Origin of the sequence: Enterobacter sp. CPE_E1241 (genome assembly GCF_045618265.1) — a bacterium.
Classification (GTDB): Bacteria; Pseudomonadota; Gammaproteobacteria; order Enterobacterales; family Enterobacteriaceae; genus Enterobacter; species Enterobacter adelaidei.
The window spans coordinates 2,408,889-2,425,772 of sequence record NZ_JBIWYV010000001.1; the positions used below are offsets into that span (position 1 = coordinate 2,408,889).

Here is a 16,884-nt window from a genome sequence, read left to right on the forward strand (position 1 = left end):
ATTACTAAATGGTTCTAACACATATTGGTGCGCATAATGTATATTATGTTAAATTGAGTCTGTCGTTCATTTAGTTCATAACCGCCCGCAGACAACGACTAGTCATACACTTACCCACCCCTTCAACTATAGCAAGATGGCTTCTGGCTTTTTCACATTCCTGCTCCAGTCGTTTAAATACTTTTGTATTCATGCCCAGGGCGATTATAGAGAAGCCTGCTTTATAGCAGGCTTCTGCTTTTGGATTAGTCTTCAGTGGACTTGTTTGCCCTTCCCGATGGCTTTTTATGCCCATCATTGATGTTGTAACTGTCGGGTGTGCAGAAGCGCCCTTTTGGCATTTTCAGCTTATTATTTTCAAAATGTTTATACCAGCGCGAGGCTGTAGCCCAGATGGCTTCAGGACTCGATGCACGAGTTTCCAGCCCTGGGGTGAGATCCATCCCCGCACCACTATATAAACTTTCCAGCATGCAGGCGGTAGGCAGCCCAATACCATCATTAATCGGCGTGGGAGTTCTTGCGACACCCCACGCAAAAGCCAGCCAACGGAGAATATGCTCAAGTGCGTCAATATAGTTGCGTCCCCTCTGAAAATGAGGAAGCGAATTCAGTACGTCTTCTTGAGCTTTTGGAAAAGCTATCAATGCGATATTTTTCCAGTGCTCAGAATCCTTAAAAATTGAGACCGGTGATTCCACAACGCCATTGCGCTCAGTGGCAAAAACACCTCCCTGGGGTTGGAAAAGTGGAATATGCAGCACTTTCGATTTATCCACATTTTCAGCATTAGCGCACAGCAGCGCCGAGGTAGACCAATACGAAGGCAACATATCAAAGCGCAGCTGTGACTGGCCAGCACGAATTCGCCACGACAACGTATCCGTACCACCAAGCAGCAAAATGTATGACTGCGCCAAAGGCTCTTTACCTTTAAGCGCATTAAAGGCACGTAACAACCACTCAAGGTTGTTCTCATTATCGGCGCGTTTTTGCTCAACCAGTTTAGGGTTCTTTTCTGACCCTGGGGCATAATTCATGACCATTATTATTCTCCAGAAGCTAAGTATTAACGTTGATAATCGGATACGTTCTCGTAGAAACGGCAGGAGACGCTGGATAAGTAATGGGATAATAATTCACCGTCATATTTACCCCTGAACCTGAACGAGTAAATTCGATAATTGCGACGTGATTGCCTCTCATTCCGTAGAACTTTTCAAACGGGCTGAACTGATTTTTTTCACCAACATATTTCGGAGGGGTATCGGGATCGGAATGTCTTTTCCAGTCAGAATTTTTACCGAATAATCCCCCTACCGTGTGTTTGGCAATATTCGCCAGGTCAACTCCTGGCGTCACACACAAACTGGTCGGCGAGCAGATGACCTCCGTCAGAGTGGTCCTTTTCGTCCGGGTATGGTTAGCTTGAGCCACTCTGTTCCAGTGCACATCTCCCGTCAGGAAGATCACCTGTACACCACACTCACCAAGCTTATCAATTGATTCCATAAGTTTCGCAAACTGTGTTGTATAGTTCGCGAGCTCAGCATCTCCCATTTTGTTTAATAACCACCCCGTTGGTTCGCAAAACAAGGCCTGCCCTGTGGCAAGTACACCGATAAGCGGCTTACCGTTAATTTGGTGATCCAACAGATTATCCCGCCATTTCTCGACGGCCTTCCACGCGCTGTCAGGCATAAGTCCAGTCGGGCTGGTAAAGTTTTTCTGTCGATAGCTTCGCGTGTCCAGGAACAACATACTGAGTGGCTCAATTTCCAAAAACGTCCAGGGTTGTTGGGAAGCAGGAGCGCCTCCCAGTTGAAAATCCTGTAACAGCTCTCTTGCGACAACTTCCCAATGATTAATCCCATTTGCACCTGGCTCCGGCCCCGTCCCCTCTTTCCAGACTTGTTCCCAGGGATAGTTATTCCAGAATTCGTGATCATCAGGCAGACATAATGTCGGCGCTTTGGTTAACGCTTTCTGTAACCCCCTTTGCCCGGTGAAATCTGACAACCAGTTTCGACGGTACTTGGCGGCAATGTTTTTTCGGAGTTCCTCAGCAGAGTCCGGCATGTGAAAGAAAGGCGGTTGATCCAGATAAACCTGATCACCCGCAAAAAGCGTCATATCCGGACGTACCGGTATCTGTTGCACAAAATCACCCACTCCCACTGCATCGGTACCCGCGCAGTAACATGACATCAGCATAATTTTGAAGCTGTTACCCAAAAATGGCACTTTCGCAGGGAGCGACTTCACAGCCAGAAATCGCGATGTGCCATCTTGCGGGATGCTCACATTAAAGCGGTGCTCACTGTCATTTCCCTGGACACTGAACTCATAAATCCCCTGATAACTTAGCGGCCGCTTGTTCAGACAGTCATCATCACGAATCGGAGCCAGAGGCTGACTACTTATTTCCGGGCTAACCGCTTTTTCATTCAACGTAAAGTTCAATATCGGGGCTGTCTTATACCCAAAAACACCCACCCACAGCTGGATGACACCAACATTACCTAACAACGGTCGAACCATCAGATATGGCATTCCACACCTCGTTATGGCCAGAAGGCCCGGATGTAATTGTGAGGGGCGTGATCGGCGAGCCAACGCACCGGAACATGATTCAGGCGGTCGGCTTCATAGAGCGGAGCATAGATTTTACGCCCTGCCGCCCGATCGCTTTTCAGTGCGCTAGCGGTTGGGTTATGCAGAAGCTTTCCATTGCAATCAAGGTAGAGAGCATTTCCGGCATGCTCATAGCCCAGGAATGTCGGGGGGACGGTCGGCACCGCATCGCAGCAGTTGACCACCCGGATTACCTGCAAATGAGGCTGGCCCAGCAGGGAACTGACAAATTCATCGTCTCCGACTCTGGGGCAACCTATAGTTATTAACGTGTCCGGCTGTAACGCCATCGCCAGCAAAGTAGCTATTGCCCCACCTAGGCTGTGGCCACAAATCAGCAAATGGGTTCGCTTTGCTGTCATTTTCTTGAGCCAGTTTTCCGCCAGAGGCTGTAGGGCTTGGGCGCTTTTTTGAAATCCGGTATGTACTCGTCCATAGCGACAATATTCAGGCAATGTCTGAATATTGGTCAGAAAATCCTGGTAGTGATCAATCTGCGTTCCCCGAAAGGCAAGCACGCACAGGCCGCTGGCATGACAGGTGGCAAACCCGTAAGCATCACGAGCAACATCGTTCAACAGTTCGGGCGCGCCAAACCCCGCCGCTTTTAATATGCCCGTTAACTTCTCTTTTTCTCCAGCCCCCTTTTTTTCTGCCCTCAGATATGCCAGCCGTGATAATTCTGCTGCCAGCGCGATTTCATCTGGCCAGTCAGAATCACACAATAATGTTATATCTCGTTCAGGATGATAAAGTGATTGATTATCTGCACTATAAGCAACAGGCATATATTTTCCCTATCTGTTGATACAAACGTTTATGGTCTCACGCTACTGTCAGAAAGCTGCATTAATAATTATAAAAGCCATCACCCAGGCAACACATTGTCACTAAAAGAAAATCAGAACCCATATTTAAAGAAAGCAAGCGCCGATAATTATAAGTTTTTTTTACTCCTCATCAGCAACGTATTCAGGATAATAAAAAACCAACAACTAGCTAAAATATTCTTGAGTGTAGTTTGAGTCTGTTATTTTCTCAACAATGCGACTCACAGAACGCACTGACTTTGCAAAGGCAGCGATAAACTGCTCGCTCTTCTGCCATCCATCACGGCCAGTATGACGGATTCATTACCTATCCACCTCGACATTACTCAAGCATCTGTTAAAACAATATTAGCTCCGCTTAACAGGTGGCTTCGACAAAATTATTCACCATGATAATGAAGTGCGATATTTTTTTTGTGTTTCACGCTTTTGTGCTATCGAACCCTGAACAAAAAAGAAAATACTTAAGCGTATTGTCCCTCGCACTTATCAGATTGCTGAGGAAACACTATGTTCAGCCCTCTGGAAGATAATATTGCCGTATTTATGACAACATTGCGGATACGCAAGCCATTTGATTTTTGCAACCATCTTGATCCCTACATGGATTCTGACGCTGACATTCAAAATGCAGGAAAGCAGCTGGAAGCGGCCATCAATACCAGTGCAATCGCCGCTAGCATAATAGCACCAACCGCTATGGTGGCGACGTCGCTGGCAGAAGAAGTACTCCAGGGCATTGCTCACGGCATGCAACAAAATAAAGACGCCCCCAATATGTTTGTACACGACAGTTGGCTTCAAGGGCTGACGCCGCCGTACGGGATTAATCAGTATAAATTACATGCCAGCGACAGTGCTGAAATCAGCCTGCGCGTCAGCCCAATCATGAAGCAATCTAAGCAGAATGTAGTGACTATTGCACATATTGAGGTGAATAAATGAGCGAATTAACATTAGGAACCGCGCTCTCTGCCTTGATTTTATGCGGTGTGGCGGGGATGGTTGGACAAGGGATTCGGGCCGTTGTCGGGCTGAGAAAAGCAGGTTATCTGCAACTTGAAGCGGGCGACAGTAAGCAGAACTTCAGTGCCAGCTATTTAATGGTCACTCTGATGATCGGTTTTATTGCTGGCAGCCTTTCAGGGATAACAATGGGGTTGGACACATTTGCCGGAAAATTTCCTGCTGAATCGCTAATGGCCGTGGTAGCCGCAGGATATGCCGGTGTCGATTTTATTGAGGGGAGTTTTAATTCTCGCATCAAATCTGCCGTATCCCCCTATATCGGTCCTGATGCCAAAAAAGCCGATGGTGGGGGATCGGTTGGCAGTATTGGCACAGGTGATGACACCCCACCCACGCCCGTCAGCCCTGCCTCACCCAAGCCAGCACCTGAGGCAGCCCCTGCCTATACGACGCTTCCACAATCGCCGCTTGCCAGCGCCTTAAAACAGGTAAGCCCACGCCTGAATATCGATATCTGGGCTCCGGCGCTTGGCAACGCATTCAATCACTACGAGATCCATTCCGAACGACGCATTGCCGCCGCTGTCGGGCAATTTATGGTGGAAGCAGGGGCAACGTTTTCCGAGCTTGAGGAAAATCTGCGATACACCACGCTGAACCAGTTAATAAAGATTTTTGGCCGTCACTTCAAAGACGACCAGGAAGCCGAACAGTTCTTACGTCAGCCAATGAAACTGGCAAACCGTGTCTATGCCAACCGACTGGGCAATGGCGATGAAGCCTCGGGAGACGGTTACCGCTATCGCGGGCGAGGTTTGATCCAGTTGACGGGAAAATCGGAATATCAGGAGTTTGCCAGATTTATCAACATGCCCGTTGAGGAAGCTGCCGAATGGTGTACAAGCCCTGAAGGAGCAGCCGCTTCAGGCTGCTGGTATCTGAAAACCCGCAACTGCCTGCCGCTCGCCGACAACTGGGATTTGGTGAAGTTAACAGAGCGAGTCAATGGCAAAGCCAAAGTGATCCTCGAAGATCGAATCGCTTTCTCAAAGGCGATGCTGAAAGCCCTTTCATGAGAGGGGGGCGTCAGGGAAGACGCTCAATTAAAAACCACATAAGTTGAATCATGTTGATTGTTAACTTAATTCATGAACCAAGATGAACACCGGATTAACTATAGTGAAATTGTGCTATTCCGGATCATGACGTTATTTTTGGCTCCCCCGCAATTTTACCCAGACGAATCTGTTTCTTCTGAACTAAAATTGAGTAGTTGAACATATTCAACTGAGTAGGATTATCATATGGGTATTCATAATCGGCACAATTTACTGCTGTATTTACTGCTTATTCTACAATGTATAATCTTTTCCTCTAATGCTTGGAGCGAAACCATCCCTGCCGATGAGACAGATGTACTCTTTGTAGGTTATGACAACAGTTCCCCTTTCTTTTTGGTTACGCAGGGTATTGCCCGCAAAGGCTCAGGTGATTTATTAAATATCGAGAACCCAGATAAGTTACCTGTTGAGCATGTCCGTGAAGACGGTTCCGGAGGTGCGTGGTTCACATTAGGTGGATTAAACCTTTACCATATTGACAGTAAAGGACAAACGATCAGGAGTGACTTAACTACTTTACCTGTAGAAAATCCTGTTATTGAAGTCATCGCCTCAGAAAATTCAGCTACTGCGATTCAGTTGTGCGGAAGCATAACAAAGACAGATGCCACCGGGAAAATAATTAAGAAAATTAATGTATTAGATGAGGGGGGATGTCAAAAAGTAGTTACTGCTGCCACCAGTACTGGTGAAAACACGTTATGGTTAAGCCTTAACGATGGGGAGATTTTTCAGGTAAACATCGATACCGGCGTAAAACTCAGTTCACAGTCACAGATTGATGCTGATGATTCTCCCATGACAATCACTGGTAGCGAGAATGGCACTGTAATAATGCAAACTGAAAAAGGTCTGCTTTTCTATGCGGCCTACCATGACGGTAGCATTAATATACAAAAAATGCCTTTGCCGCGAAAATTAGATTATGTGGCCAATCTATTTACTTTGGGAAGCCATGTAATTGTCGGATTTAAAAGCGGCGCTCTCGGGATTACAGACTCTTCGCAGATAAAAATTATTTCAAACCCGCAAAATATGCTAAGTGATAGTACAACTGGCACGTCTTTTTATGCTGCATTAATTAATGCTAAAAATAATTATGCCGTACTCGCAAACACTCGCGGGGAAATTTTCCAGTTATATAACAGCATTGTTAAAAAGATCGCCAGCGTGCAGTCACCAGTCATTGATGTAATACGTAGCACTGATGATGGCGCCTGGATAATATGTCAGGATCAGGTGTATAAAGTCTTCCGTGAAAATATCTTTGAAGTTCCTGATTTATCAGACTCATCTAATCCCGTCGTACGCCTTTTTGAGGACTCCCATGGATTGTGGGCCGCACATTTTTACGGGGGGGCATCATTTTATTCAGAACCAGCGCCAGAGTTAGTGGCAGCCCTGAATAGTCGAAAAATATCTAACGGTAGGTTTTCTGCAAGCATGCCATCCGTAAGCCCTCTTGTAGCCTTTGCTGTACTGAATGATGGTAGTAAACAAAGTATTGTGAATGCTCAGATTACAGATAAAGAACTAAAATTCAGTATCCCTCAGGATATGGATACTCCACAACTTACTGAATTACGGGCTTATTCATCAACGGGATTGCTCTTCCCCTGGCGCGAGCTATTACAGGCACCGTTAACATTGGAAATGGAAGACAGCGTAGTCTACACCATTGCCAAATATACCAAATATACGGCCGTAGCACTCGCTATTGCCGAGTCATTGCTGCTTATCATGCTATTCCTGCGTTACCGAACATCAGCCACTACCCGTGCTATCATCTGGCAAAATCCCATGCTACGGAAAATTTTAACATTGGGCATACTGGATTTACTTCTTAATGTTCCGGGTGTCACACGATTCCTGATAAAACCTGTCGTCCAGCAAATTCATAAAAAACGCGCAGCTGTTACATTTTATTTCAATGGGATTAATGCCGAAGCACTCCTGGACAATGGCTCCTGGTCTGAGTCAAAGAATATCGCCGAAATGCTCGAAAAACCTTCCGGCTACACATTACTTACTGGCGTGTCAGGCTCAGGTAAAAGCGTGTATGTGAAGAGTCTTGTGCATCGAATGCAATCTCCGGTGATAATGATTGGTGCCCGTCAATGTGAAGAAGGTGTTATCGCTGCTGTTTATGCCAGATTACCGGAGGAAGCATCGGACTTTAAAATCATCGAAAGAGCACTGGCAACCGGTGCACTTAGTATCATCATTGATGGCTATAATGAAGGCAGTCCTGTCGCGAGAATGCGGATCCAAGATTTTTGCCTGCGATACACCACAGCAAACGTCATTATAACGTCACAGCCAGGTATTGTTCCTGAGTTGCAGGATTGCAAACAGTTACGCATTACACCATTGACTATGGACAGTGCCGAGAAGTATTTAACGGAAGCATTACTCCACGATAAAATACAGACAACCTCGTTAGAAGAGATACGGGATATTATTCATGGCCTTCCTGCCAATTTTAAATTTGGTGAAGGATTGACGCCGTTCGATCTTGAAATTATCAAACAGCTATTTAAGCATAATGTTGCAGTGAGCAATGAAAATATTATATCTCAGTTTATGGAGAACATCTCACTACGTTATAAAGGTAAATTTTATCGAGAACTGCCACTCACCAGATTATCTGAACTGGCCTACAATGAGCGGAAAAACAATAGCTCATGTATTTCAGAGTCAGAATTTACAACGGATGAGCTTACGTTTTTTCGGGATGAGCGATTAATCATTACCGGAGGGGGAATAACAGGCAATATTTATGCATTCAGACATGAGCGGTTGCAGGACTGGTTTGTGGCAAATTTCTTCAGGGCAAGACAAGACCTCTGGAAAGAAGCTGCTGCCGTCCCAGTAATGGCACAGGCTTTTGTCATGCTGATTGCGCTCATACCTCGTGAGCGCTGGCAGATGGTCATTCATGTTGTCGCTGAAGTGGGGGCCGTGACGGGAGATCACACCATCATCGATCGGGTTATGATTCATCTTCATGTTATGGATGGTAAATATGTCTGAACTCCTACGGCCTCGGCTTTTTATTTGCGCGCTGGCTATACTGTCGACGATGGTTTTTGCTGGGAAAGGTTTAGTGTCCCCGAATAATGCTAATTACATATATACAGCAAACCTTGAACGGTACGTGCATTCAGTCCCTCTCGATTTGACCTATAATTCACGTTCGCTGCTGAGATCATCATTTGGTCTGGGCTGGTGCAGTGATATCGGCACTACACTTACTCTACAGGAAAATGGACTGGCAGTTAATATATGTGGCGGGGGAGTTAAAATAATGCTCAAGTCTCCTTCACACGAATTTAAATACCGACAATTTATAGAGCATCATAAAGAAGAGTTTGAGTCAAATATAGCTGGATATAATGAACCATCCAGTGACCGCAGCCAACTTATTGCTGACTACCTTATCACTCAACATAATTATAATTGGTATGATGAATTCAATATCGAGCAGTATTCAAATGGGCCCAAAACCTTTCTGAGAAAATCCGGCAGTGGTGTGATTTCACAAATCGATTCTATAAGCTATAGATTCGACCGCTTCGGTAGGTTACTCAAAGAGAAACATACTCAGTTATCTGACGATATCTCAGTTTATTATTTTGGAGGTAGCATCATCGGAATGAAGCGAGGAAACACAAGGCCTGTCATTAACATAGATCAGGATCAATTTGGTTTTATTACCCAATTGTTTGCAAAGGGAAAAGCCGTTCAGATAGCTTACTGGCCCCCCCCCTCCACTGAAAATTACTCAACCCTATCAAAATTAGAAATGGCCGGCATTACCATCAGTTTTCAGTACTCGGACTTATTTAATATGATCCGCAAAACTGAAACGGGCGAGCCAACAGAGGAGATGAGTTATGATGAAAAAAATGACTGGGCGCTGACGCATAAATTTAGCAACGGTTGTAATTATAAAAACATATACACATTTGATACGCCGCATAGTGATATGCATTATTTCACAGAAGTTATAGAGTCATGTAAAGATTCAGGTAAGCAGAGTTATTATTTCGAATTCAGGTATGAAGCTCCTAAGTCCGATGCGTTATATACCATTGCACGCACAGGTCAGAGAACCATTTCTTACGAATCAGGCACAAACCTTTTTCAATATTATTCCGATGATAGTGTTACTGAGCAACGCATTCTGGTACCTGTAAGCGGAAACTTCATCACAACCACACCAAAGGGAGTTGTACAATATAAAACCGACCCCAGGTGTAACAGCGTCGCTGACAGAACATCCACGGATTTTCTGGCTATTCAATACACGAACAATTGCAAGCCGCTAAGAGTTAGATGGCAAAACCATGGGAATTACCTGTTGGGATATGAAGGGCATGACGAACTCTCAACCATTACAGATCTGAGTCGACATCAGTCATACCGGCTCATTCAGGGTGCCAACGGCCAAATCCATGCCGTAGAAAAAAAAGGAAGCTGGACAAGGCTGGTCGGAAATCAGTCAAATAATACGTCTGGTAAAGAAGATTTACAACGTCTCGTAGAGGTGTTAAAAGCGGTGAAAATGAATAGCATTGCCGGAATGGTCTTCCCCGAGAAAAATGATCCCTTCGCTGTCTGGTGTGAGTGCGACATTCCATTATTTCCACCGCAGCAATTACACTAGAGTGTTATCTCCGTATGGCCGCTTTGTAAGCAAACATCGCAGAGATCCTCTCTCGAAACTAGTATCAGCATGATGCCATATAGATAACGATAAGGTCGACAAACATCACCTTTTATCTGTTAGTTCATGAAGTCATCTATGTAGCCAGTAGAATTTTTAAATATTCATTTAAAACAAGATCATATTGATGATTATTTCTTATGAACTAAATTCTTGCACAACATAAGTTAAATGGAGTCTGCCGTTCATACAGACTACGATTAATCATACACTTACCTATCTCCCCAACTACCTGATTTTTCCTGGCGAACATTTTCATATTCACCTCTGTATATTATCGATGTAAACCCTGACATTCATGACAAAGATGTCATTAGCATGTCATGCAGCAAACAGAAGCCATTCGATATAATTAGTGCAACTTATCAGAAAGGCTGAATCACTTCATCAATACTCGGCGTCAGAGTATGCCAGGAAATGAATATCCAGCCCTCTCCCGGATAAATAAACACTGCCGAACCTGTTTCAGTTATGGAACTGAAAATATCGGTTGTACTTCCCCGGACATCACTAATTCAGAAATGGAGAGTTATCATGAAAAATATCGTATTAACATCTTTGCTGGGCTTTGGTTTAATTTCTTCGGCCTGGGCCACTGAAACCGTGGATATCCATGAGCGCGTCAACAATGCGCAAGCTCCTGCTCACCAGATGCAGTCTGCCGCGGCTCCTGTCAGGATCCAGGGTGTGGAAAGTCATCAGAAGATGATGGGAAATAACACTGTATCCATGACCGTCTCGTCAACGTCTTACGCAGCGCTGGATGAGCATGAAAGAGCAGCGGTTGCCCATGAATTCATGAATAACGGTCAGTCCGGCCCACATGAGGCCATGGCCGAAGCGCACCGCCGCATGATCAATGCAGGCTGAATGCGATTGCATTCCCTGCTCTGTTTTGTACCCCTCACCTTCAGCCAACAGCGCTGACGGTGTACCGCCTTCGGACGGAAACAAGCCTGTCTGCCCGGCGGTTACCGGGCAGCAGCAGCCAAATATTAATCTTCGCTTGTCATGCACTCGACTTCAGTTCATTTGCGGGAACAGTATTGAAAGGCAGCGGCCCTAACTGCATCACGCTTCCCGCCTGTTCACCTAGCTGTTGCCACTGGCGTTTCATCGCACTCAGCCTCAGTGCCAGATAACCCTTTGAACTCTGCTGCAGGTTGGTCAGCGTTTGCTGGTAGCTATCAGCAACGGTCTGCCATCCGTTGACCAGCAGCTTAGCGGAATCAATGGCAGACTGAGAAAGTCTTTCACTGGCCGTCAACTGGTTATAAACCGTGTCAAAAACAGCCACCTCCAGTTCAAGCCCGACGAGATTGGTCAACGTTGTGCTGTACTCTTTTTGCGCTTTGACGATATCGGCAGAGCTTATGGTCATCGCCAGCGTTCCGCCTGCGACCAGGGTAATACCCGCAGCCAGAAGCGTTTGCGTTGCCCCACCGGTTTCGATAATTGTTGTGGCCGCAATGACAATCATGCCGATCCCTATAATGTCGCTCACCGCTCCCGCCGAAATCTGCACAATATCTGCATCCATCTGTTTATTCAGATCGTTTAGCTTCTGCCGGAGTGCCGATATTTCCCCTTTATCACCGGTAATTTGCGTCTGCACGGTTTCTTTAGCCGCTTTAAATGTGCTCTGACTGCTGTTGATCCCATTCACATAAACCTGGACGTTATCGACAAACACTCCCGTGGAAGTGACGTTTTTCTGAGCAAGAGAAAGCAACTGTTGGATACCCTGCTGGATATAATGAAGCTGGCTTTTATCCCCCATGTCATATTTTTGTGCCGCCGGAAGAAGTGCATCGACATAAGCCCCCACCTGATTCGAAAAATTACGCACATTCACCAGCGAAGAGATGGCCGCCGGATTAATCGAAGATAACCATTCCTGCGCCTGATCGCGCGCAATAGCCTGCTGTGCAGGAAGATCGGGTAAAATATCTAAATGAATATTGGGTTGACATAATACAGTGCTCGCATAAGTCTGTTGAGCAATCGATGAAGCACCGATGCCCTGAATACCTGTCATTAAGGCATTGGTTGATGATGATTCAGTATCATTTTTCGCAGCTGCAATGGCTTGCATGATCATAATGAAAACCTCAAAGTCGTTAATTGGTTTTTGGCTTACTGCAATTGCTCAACGGTGCGCATCACTTCCTGCCAGTTCGCCTGTACGGTATTAACGGAGACTATAAGAAAATCCGCAGTCACCTGTTGTTGGGTGACCTCCGACAGGTCGGCCGTCACGGTTTGCCAACCATATTGAAGAGATTGTGTCAGGCCACACAAAATAGCGGTTCCTTTGGTCAATGCGTTCAATGCATCACTGGTGGCGCCGAGTTGTCCTATTTCCTGATAAAGCATCCCCGTTTCCTGTTGCGCCTGAGCAATCGCCTGCTCCGTGCTTTGCACATAGCCAGTTAATTCCATAATCGCGGCGCCAATCCCAAAAGTAAAAATGCCGATGATAATTTCCATCCTCTTTTTACTTTCAAGCTCAGCTTTCAGCGCATTCAGCTGAGCGTTAAGAGCCTCTAACCTTGCCCGATCGGCAGCTAATAACTGTTGCGCCCTTTGCTGATCGGCTAGCAAGTTCCTTGAGTCCGTCGTAATGTCATTATTAAAGGAAATAACAACCTCATTGAAATCATTCAGAGATGCAGATAGCGGCGTGCTGTCGGAGAGTAATTGCTTAATCTGCCCCTGAGCTTTTGTGAGATATTCCTGTCCGTCAGGCCCATTTAATTCAGAACGGATGTTGGCAACCGTAGAATCCAGCTCGTCTCCAAACTTGATAACCTCGGAATACAACGAATCCATTCTCACCACAATGTCAGACAGATAATAATTCGCATGATTGTGGACGGAGAGGATATTTCCATTCAGATCGGGGATCTGCGGATCGTTAATGGGCGGAAGCTGTTCTAATTGTTGTGCGACCTGCGTCATCTGTTGACGCACATTTTGTTGAGCCGTTAATGCCTGAGTAAAGCTGACTTTCAATGCTGGCATACTCTGAACCTTAGACACGGGTCACTTATTGGCATCATCGTGAAACGATGCGTCCGGTTTGTCTGTTAAAACAATCAGACCCTCACGGGCCTGATTGATGATTAATAAACGCTATGCAGCAGCCAGCCGTGCAAACGTCGCCGTTGGGTTAGGCAGCAGGATCCCACTGCTGGTGACCGAGGCGTTGCTGACCGGTAAAGAACCATAATCCAATAGCTTACGGGCATGATTGCCAACATCATCCCAGTCCGCTTTCGCCGCATTGAGTTGCGCGATCAGGAAATAGCCTAAATCAGGGGTCGCGCTGGTCAGCGCCGACTGGAAGACAATAAAGTCCTGTTCAAGCGTCTGCCAACCTGCCAGTAAAGAACCCGCGGCCTGAACCGCAGCGGATGCCTGGCCCGAAAGATTCTGAACAATCGTATTCACGTTTTTGGTGGCAGAATACTGTTGTTGTAGTTTTGTTTTGGTTGTAATGGCCGTGCTGAGCGCGCTGGTTTGCTTGGCATAGTCAACTCCCCCGGCAATGGCAACACCAGCACCGGCCCCGACGACCACCAATCCACCGACAATCAGTGCGGTACTGACACCTGCGGTCGCAATTTCCGCCAGTGCCCCCACGGCAATCATTAATCCTCCTACCACTGCAGCGGTTGAACCCGCTGCAATCATAGTCAAGTCTTTACTCATGGCGGAATTAATAGCGTCGATCTGTTTCCCCAGTGCGGCAATTTGTCCGTCTTTACCGGCTAATGCCGCTTCTGCCGTAGTAAAATCACTGGCGAAATTGCGGGCATCTTCGGCAAGCGTGGTCTGGAAACCGCCCACTGAATTAACCACGTTATGCGTAGCGGTTTGTTTTTGAGCGACCAACGCCTGAAGTTGCTGAACACCCAGTTTAAAAGTATTAATTGATGCTGTGTCCGAAGGGTTTTGCTGTATTTTTACCGCCAGCTTAACCAAAGGATCATAATAGGAATCAAAATTGTTAGAGAAGCTCACAATATCCGTATTGGTTGAGATCATTTGCGGCTGTATGACATCACGCCAGGATGTGGCATGGTCTCTGGCCTTTGCCTGATGTTCCGGTAGATCGGGTAATATATCCGGCAGGGAGAGATCGGCCTGCGTTAAAATGGTGCCGACATAGTTTTGAATGATCACGGCTGCTGTGGTAGAGGCATCAGCGCTCGCTTTCATGTTATTACTGTTAATCGATGGATTGGTGCCAGCCTGTAGAATATGATTTAGCATTATTAAATACCCTTTCAGTTACTAAGAACGGAGTGAACTCTTTGAACTCGGTTAAATATAAAACACCAAGTTAATAAAAATCACTTATTTAAGAAAAGACCGTCAAAGTCTGGAATGCTTTCCTAAATCACGCATTGACACAGTATTAATTAAAATTCAGATTCTGGTGATTCCGACAATATGTGGAGCACCCTGCAAAGGCTGGAAGATTTCAACAATAGATTCCCACACCACTAATGCAGGCGGAATTGAAGCAAGGCACTTGAAGCGATAATTTGTCCCGGCCACTAACTGCGTTGAGACGGCCTGCGGCTCATACGTTACACCAACAAATCCCGCCATGGCTTCTTTAAATACCTGCCAATCTTTTTCGGTCAACGTATGATAAGCCGTCCAGCCACCAACAATAGTCTCTTGATTCGACATGATATTTCCTCGATATTAGTCATCCTACTCATTTGGCTTTTCGGAGTTCGCCCCATCTATTTTGAAATGGTTTCTGGGATCCATTTATTTCCATACAGATTTGTCAACAAAGCCCCCGCCAGCTTCAATCTGGCAGAAGCTGTTTGTGATATATTTTATATTTTAGCCAGTGCAATAACTGGCAATCAGAACGTTCTTAAATATGGGTGGTGTAATCACTTCCCGCAACTGACTTTAATAATACAGAATTTCATTTTGCTGCTCCATTAATCGTGCAATGTAATACACCACTTAATGACAAAAACAAAGCATCAATAACAACCATAAGCTCTTAATCAAGAATAAAATCTCAAGTGCTTAATTATTATCAGGATAAATACCCCTCCATTCAGAAAAAGGTAAAAAAACGGTTTTGTTTTAAATTAACAATTAAGCAATCGTTAATTGTTAATTTATTTTTCTTAATCAAAACTTAATTGCATAAATATTTTATATTTTGATTTATCGACCTTTTTGTGGCTGGAATAAAAAACCCGCAAAGTCATCTGCGGGTTTTCAACTTCATAAGCTAAGGTCCGAATGCATTGCATTATCCCAGACGCGATATCCTTGGCCTCGCCTCGTCAAGATGTGCGCGTAACGCCGCCACGCATGGCGCAAAGCTGGCAGAAAAACGGTTGCAATCGCTGACCAAAGCATAAAAGCGCTCAGCCAGTTCAAGTGACTCATGCCAGATTTCTCCCGCAATCGCATCAAGGAGCATTGCCGGACGAAGTGTATTCACCATTCCGCCCCCCGACTTCGGCGCAAATCCCATGGGCAGCATGTCATAGGCAGGCGCAAGATGATAAGGACGCCCATGGGCGCTAATAAACGACAAATTCCCGTGGTGCATGTCGGTATTGCCGATCAACATGCCAAATGCCCAAAGCCGCGCCGTTCCTGCGATGGCATCAGGATGAACACATCCCTGCTTAACCAACTCGTTAACCAATACGGGCCAGGCCTCTCTTGCTCGGCCGACAAATTCCGCCTCCAGAGCCCGTAAAGAAAAAAGACCTTTACGGCCAAGTGGTCCTACACGATCAAACCGTGGGATTTCAAGGAAACGCTGTCCACCAAAATCAAATACCTCTGTTTCAACATCAAGCACTTTTAACGCAAGATGTTCTGCCAGTAGAAGATCTCGCCAGCGTTCGCTTATGGGGTTATCGTCGGGAGCCGTGAACTTCACGATGACATGACCACGTTCTGTATAGGTGCAAAATTTTGGTTGCTCACCGCCAGCGGAGGAACCCGGCACCTCTCCGGAGCTAACGGCCAGAGCCAACGACGGATATGCCGTTGCCCGCTCCACTGCAACAGGCTGCGGCATATCCACAAAATGGTTTCGCGCTTGCTCTCCTATTAATACGTTCCCTACCGCATCGTGCCCATGAGCCAGTAAGGCCCTTATAACATCGGAGTCTGTCCAGTTTTCAGGATTTGCCGGCAGGCCAAGTTCAGTTGAAAATCGGGATGCATACGCCCGGCCAAGATATCCCTGAGGCCGCATATCAAAGAGCCACCACGGCAGCCCATCGCTATGAAGACAGATGTTATCCGCTTGCTCCATCACAAAACCATCGGGATAAACCGGTATGAGCTGCCCCAGCGGCTTGACCTTGCCCTCTTCGGTGATGCGGTAAATGGGGGCCGAACTGAACCCACGAAGCGCATCGCGTAGTACGTAATGAATAGATGGACCAGAGCCAATACGCACCACTTCATCACCAAGCGCTTTAATCGCTCTCGAAGCCGTAGGCTGACTAATTCCCATATTATCAGTAAGTTGCCTTACCGATATTGGGCCTTTCCTCAGCAACTGACGTAACGTTTCGGATCGATTTGTCATGGT

At 46.1% G+C, this 16,884-nt stretch carries 13 protein-coding genes; 5 read left to right on the forward strand and 8 right to left on the reverse strand.

The genetic code is table 11. The features are described 5' to 3' along the window. Nucleotides 1-245: 245 nt before the first annotated feature. From ACJ9Y9_RS11710 to ACJ9Y9_RS11720, 3 genes are read right to left on the reverse strand one after another with little or no spacing between them, the layout of a single operon-like run. Nucleotides 246-1,046, reverse strand: a complete 801-nt coding sequence (locus ACJ9Y9_RS11710) for a hypothetical protein (RefSeq protein WP_050482917.1) — start codon at nt 1,044-1,046, stop codon at nt 246-248. Between the two features lie 16 nt (nt 1,047-1,062). Then, nucleotides 1,063-2,553, reverse strand: a complete 1,491-nt coding sequence (locus tag ACJ9Y9_RS11715) for an alkaline phosphatase D family protein (protein ID WP_050482916.1) — start codon at nt 2,551-2,553, stop codon at nt 1,063-1,065. An 11-nt stretch (nt 2,554-2,564) separates the two neighbouring features. After that, entirely contained in the window at nt 2,565-3,422 is an 858-nt protein-coding gene (locus tag ACJ9Y9_RS11720; RefSeq protein WP_028017391.1) for a lipase family protein, read from the reverse strand. 552 nt (nt 3,423-3,974) lie between these two features. On the opposite strand from ACJ9Y9_RS11720, the gene ACJ9Y9_RS11725 reads away from it, so the two are divergent. The 5 genes from ACJ9Y9_RS11725 (at nt 3,975) to ACJ9Y9_RS11745 (ending at nt 11,153) form a co-directional block, all read left to right on the forward strand. Then, nucleotides 3,975-4,409 carry a hypothetical protein gene (locus tag ACJ9Y9_RS11725; protein ID WP_028017390.1) on the forward strand — a complete coding sequence of 145 codons (435 nt, stop codon included), beginning with the start codon at nt 3,975-3,977 and terminating at the stop codon, nt 4,407-4,409. Continuing rightward, nucleotides 4,406-5,509, forward strand: a complete 1,104-nt coding sequence (locus tag ACJ9Y9_RS11730) for a glycoside hydrolase family 19 protein (RefSeq protein WP_050482915.1) — start codon at nt 4,406-4,408, stop codon at nt 5,507-5,509. Before ACJ9Y9_RS11725 ends, ACJ9Y9_RS11730 begins: the two co-directional genes overlap by 4 nt. Before the next feature lie 228 nt (nt 5,510-5,737). Continuing rightward, nucleotides 5,738-8,587, forward strand: a complete 2,850-nt coding sequence (locus ACJ9Y9_RS11735; RefSeq protein ID WP_231079157.1) for a hypothetical protein — start codon at nt 5,738-5,740, stop codon at nt 8,585-8,587. Then, nucleotides 8,580-10,223: a hypothetical protein gene (locus ACJ9Y9_RS11740; RefSeq protein WP_028018980.1), complete on the forward strand. Its 1,644-nt coding sequence runs from the start codon at nt 8,580-8,582 to the stop codon at nt 10,221-10,223. Before ACJ9Y9_RS11735 ends, ACJ9Y9_RS11740 begins: the two co-directional genes overlap by 8 nt. 594 nt (nt 10,224-10,817) lie before the next feature. Continuing rightward, a complete protein-coding gene (locus ACJ9Y9_RS11745; RefSeq protein ID WP_028018979.1) occupies nt 10,818-11,153 on the forward strand; it encodes a hypothetical protein in 336 nt (111 codons plus the stop codon). Nucleotides 11,154-11,292: 139 nt separating this feature from the next. On the opposite strand, the gene ACJ9Y9_RS11750 is transcribed toward ACJ9Y9_RS11745, so the two are convergent. The 5 genes from ACJ9Y9_RS11750 to yjjJ form a co-directional block, all read right to left on the reverse strand. After that, entirely contained in the window at nt 11,293-12,384 is a 1,092-nt protein-coding gene (locus ACJ9Y9_RS11750; protein ID WP_028018978.1) for an HBL/NHE enterotoxin family protein, read from the reverse strand. A gap of 35 nt (nt 12,385-12,419) precedes the next feature. Further along, nucleotides 12,420-13,307 carry an HBL/NHE enterotoxin family protein gene (locus tag ACJ9Y9_RS11755; protein ID WP_028018977.1) on the reverse strand — a complete coding sequence of 296 codons (888 nt, stop codon included), beginning with the start codon at nt 13,305-13,307 and terminating at the stop codon, nt 12,420-12,422. Between the two features lie 111 nt (nt 13,308-13,418). Next, a complete protein-coding gene (locus tag ACJ9Y9_RS11760; RefSeq protein ID WP_028018976.1) occupies nt 13,419-14,561 on the reverse strand; it encodes an HBL/NHE enterotoxin family protein in 1,143 nt (380 codons plus the stop codon). Nucleotides 14,562-14,717: 156 nt separating this feature from the next. Further along, the gene (locus ACJ9Y9_RS11765) at nt 14,718-14,987 is read right to left on the reverse strand and encodes a hypothetical protein (RefSeq protein WP_024908520.1); all 270 of its coding nucleotides are present in this window, start codon (nt 14,985-14,987) and stop codon (nt 14,718-14,720) included. 589 nt (nt 14,988-15,576) lie between these two features. Continuing rightward, nucleotides 15,577-16,881: a type II toxin-antitoxin system HipA family toxin YjjJ gene (gene yjjJ, locus ACJ9Y9_RS11770; RefSeq protein ID WP_028018975.1), complete on the reverse strand. Its 1,305-nt coding sequence runs from the start codon at nt 16,879-16,881 to the stop codon at nt 15,577-15,579. Nucleotides 16,882-16,884: the final 3 nt, after the last annotated feature.

Coding starts and splice junctions, on each gene's coding strand:
- ACJ9Y9_RS11710 (WP_050482917.1), bottom strand. CDS start 1,046: ATGGTCATGAATTATGCCCCAGGGTCAGAAAAGAACCCTAAACTGGTT.
- ACJ9Y9_RS11715 (WP_050482916.1), bottom strand. CDS start 2,553: ATGCCATATCTGATGGTTCGACCGTTGTTAGGTAATGTTGGTGTCATC.
- ACJ9Y9_RS11720 (WP_028017391.1), bottom strand. CDS start 3,422: ATGCCTGTTGCTTATAGTGCAGATAATCAATCACTTTATCATCCTGAA.
- ACJ9Y9_RS11725 (WP_028017390.1), top strand. CDS start 3,975: ATGTTCAGCCCTCTGGAAGATAATATTGCCGTATTTATGACAACATTG.
- ACJ9Y9_RS11730 (WP_050482915.1), top strand. CDS start 4,406: ATGAGCGAATTAACATTAGGAACCGCGCTCTCTGCCTTGATTTTATGC.
- ACJ9Y9_RS11735 (WP_231079157.1), top strand. CDS start 5,738: ATGGGTATTCATAATCGGCACAATTTACTGCTGTATTTACTGCTTATT.
- ACJ9Y9_RS11740 (WP_028018980.1), top strand. CDS start 8,580: ATGTCTGAACTCCTACGGCCTCGGCTTTTTATTTGCGCGCTGGCTATA.
- ACJ9Y9_RS11745 (WP_028018979.1), top strand. CDS start 10,818: ATGAAAAATATCGTATTAACATCTTTGCTGGGCTTTGGTTTAATTTCT.
- ACJ9Y9_RS11750 (WP_028018978.1), bottom strand. CDS start 12,384: ATGATCATGCAAGCCATTGCAGCTGCGAAAAATGATACTGAATCATCA.
- ACJ9Y9_RS11755 (WP_028018977.1), bottom strand. CDS start 13,307: ATGCCAGCATTGAAAGTCAGCTTTACTCAGGCATTAACGGCTCAACAA.
- ACJ9Y9_RS11760 (WP_028018976.1), bottom strand. CDS start 14,561: ATGCTAAATCATATTCTACAGGCTGGCACCAATCCATCGATTAACAGT.
- ACJ9Y9_RS11765 (WP_024908520.1), bottom strand. CDS start 14,987: ATGTCGAATCAAGAGACTATTGTTGGTGGCTGGACGGCTTATCATACG.
- yjjJ (WP_028018975.1), bottom strand. CDS start 16,881: ATGACAAATCGATCCGAAACGTTACGTCAGTTGCTGAGGAAAGGCCCA.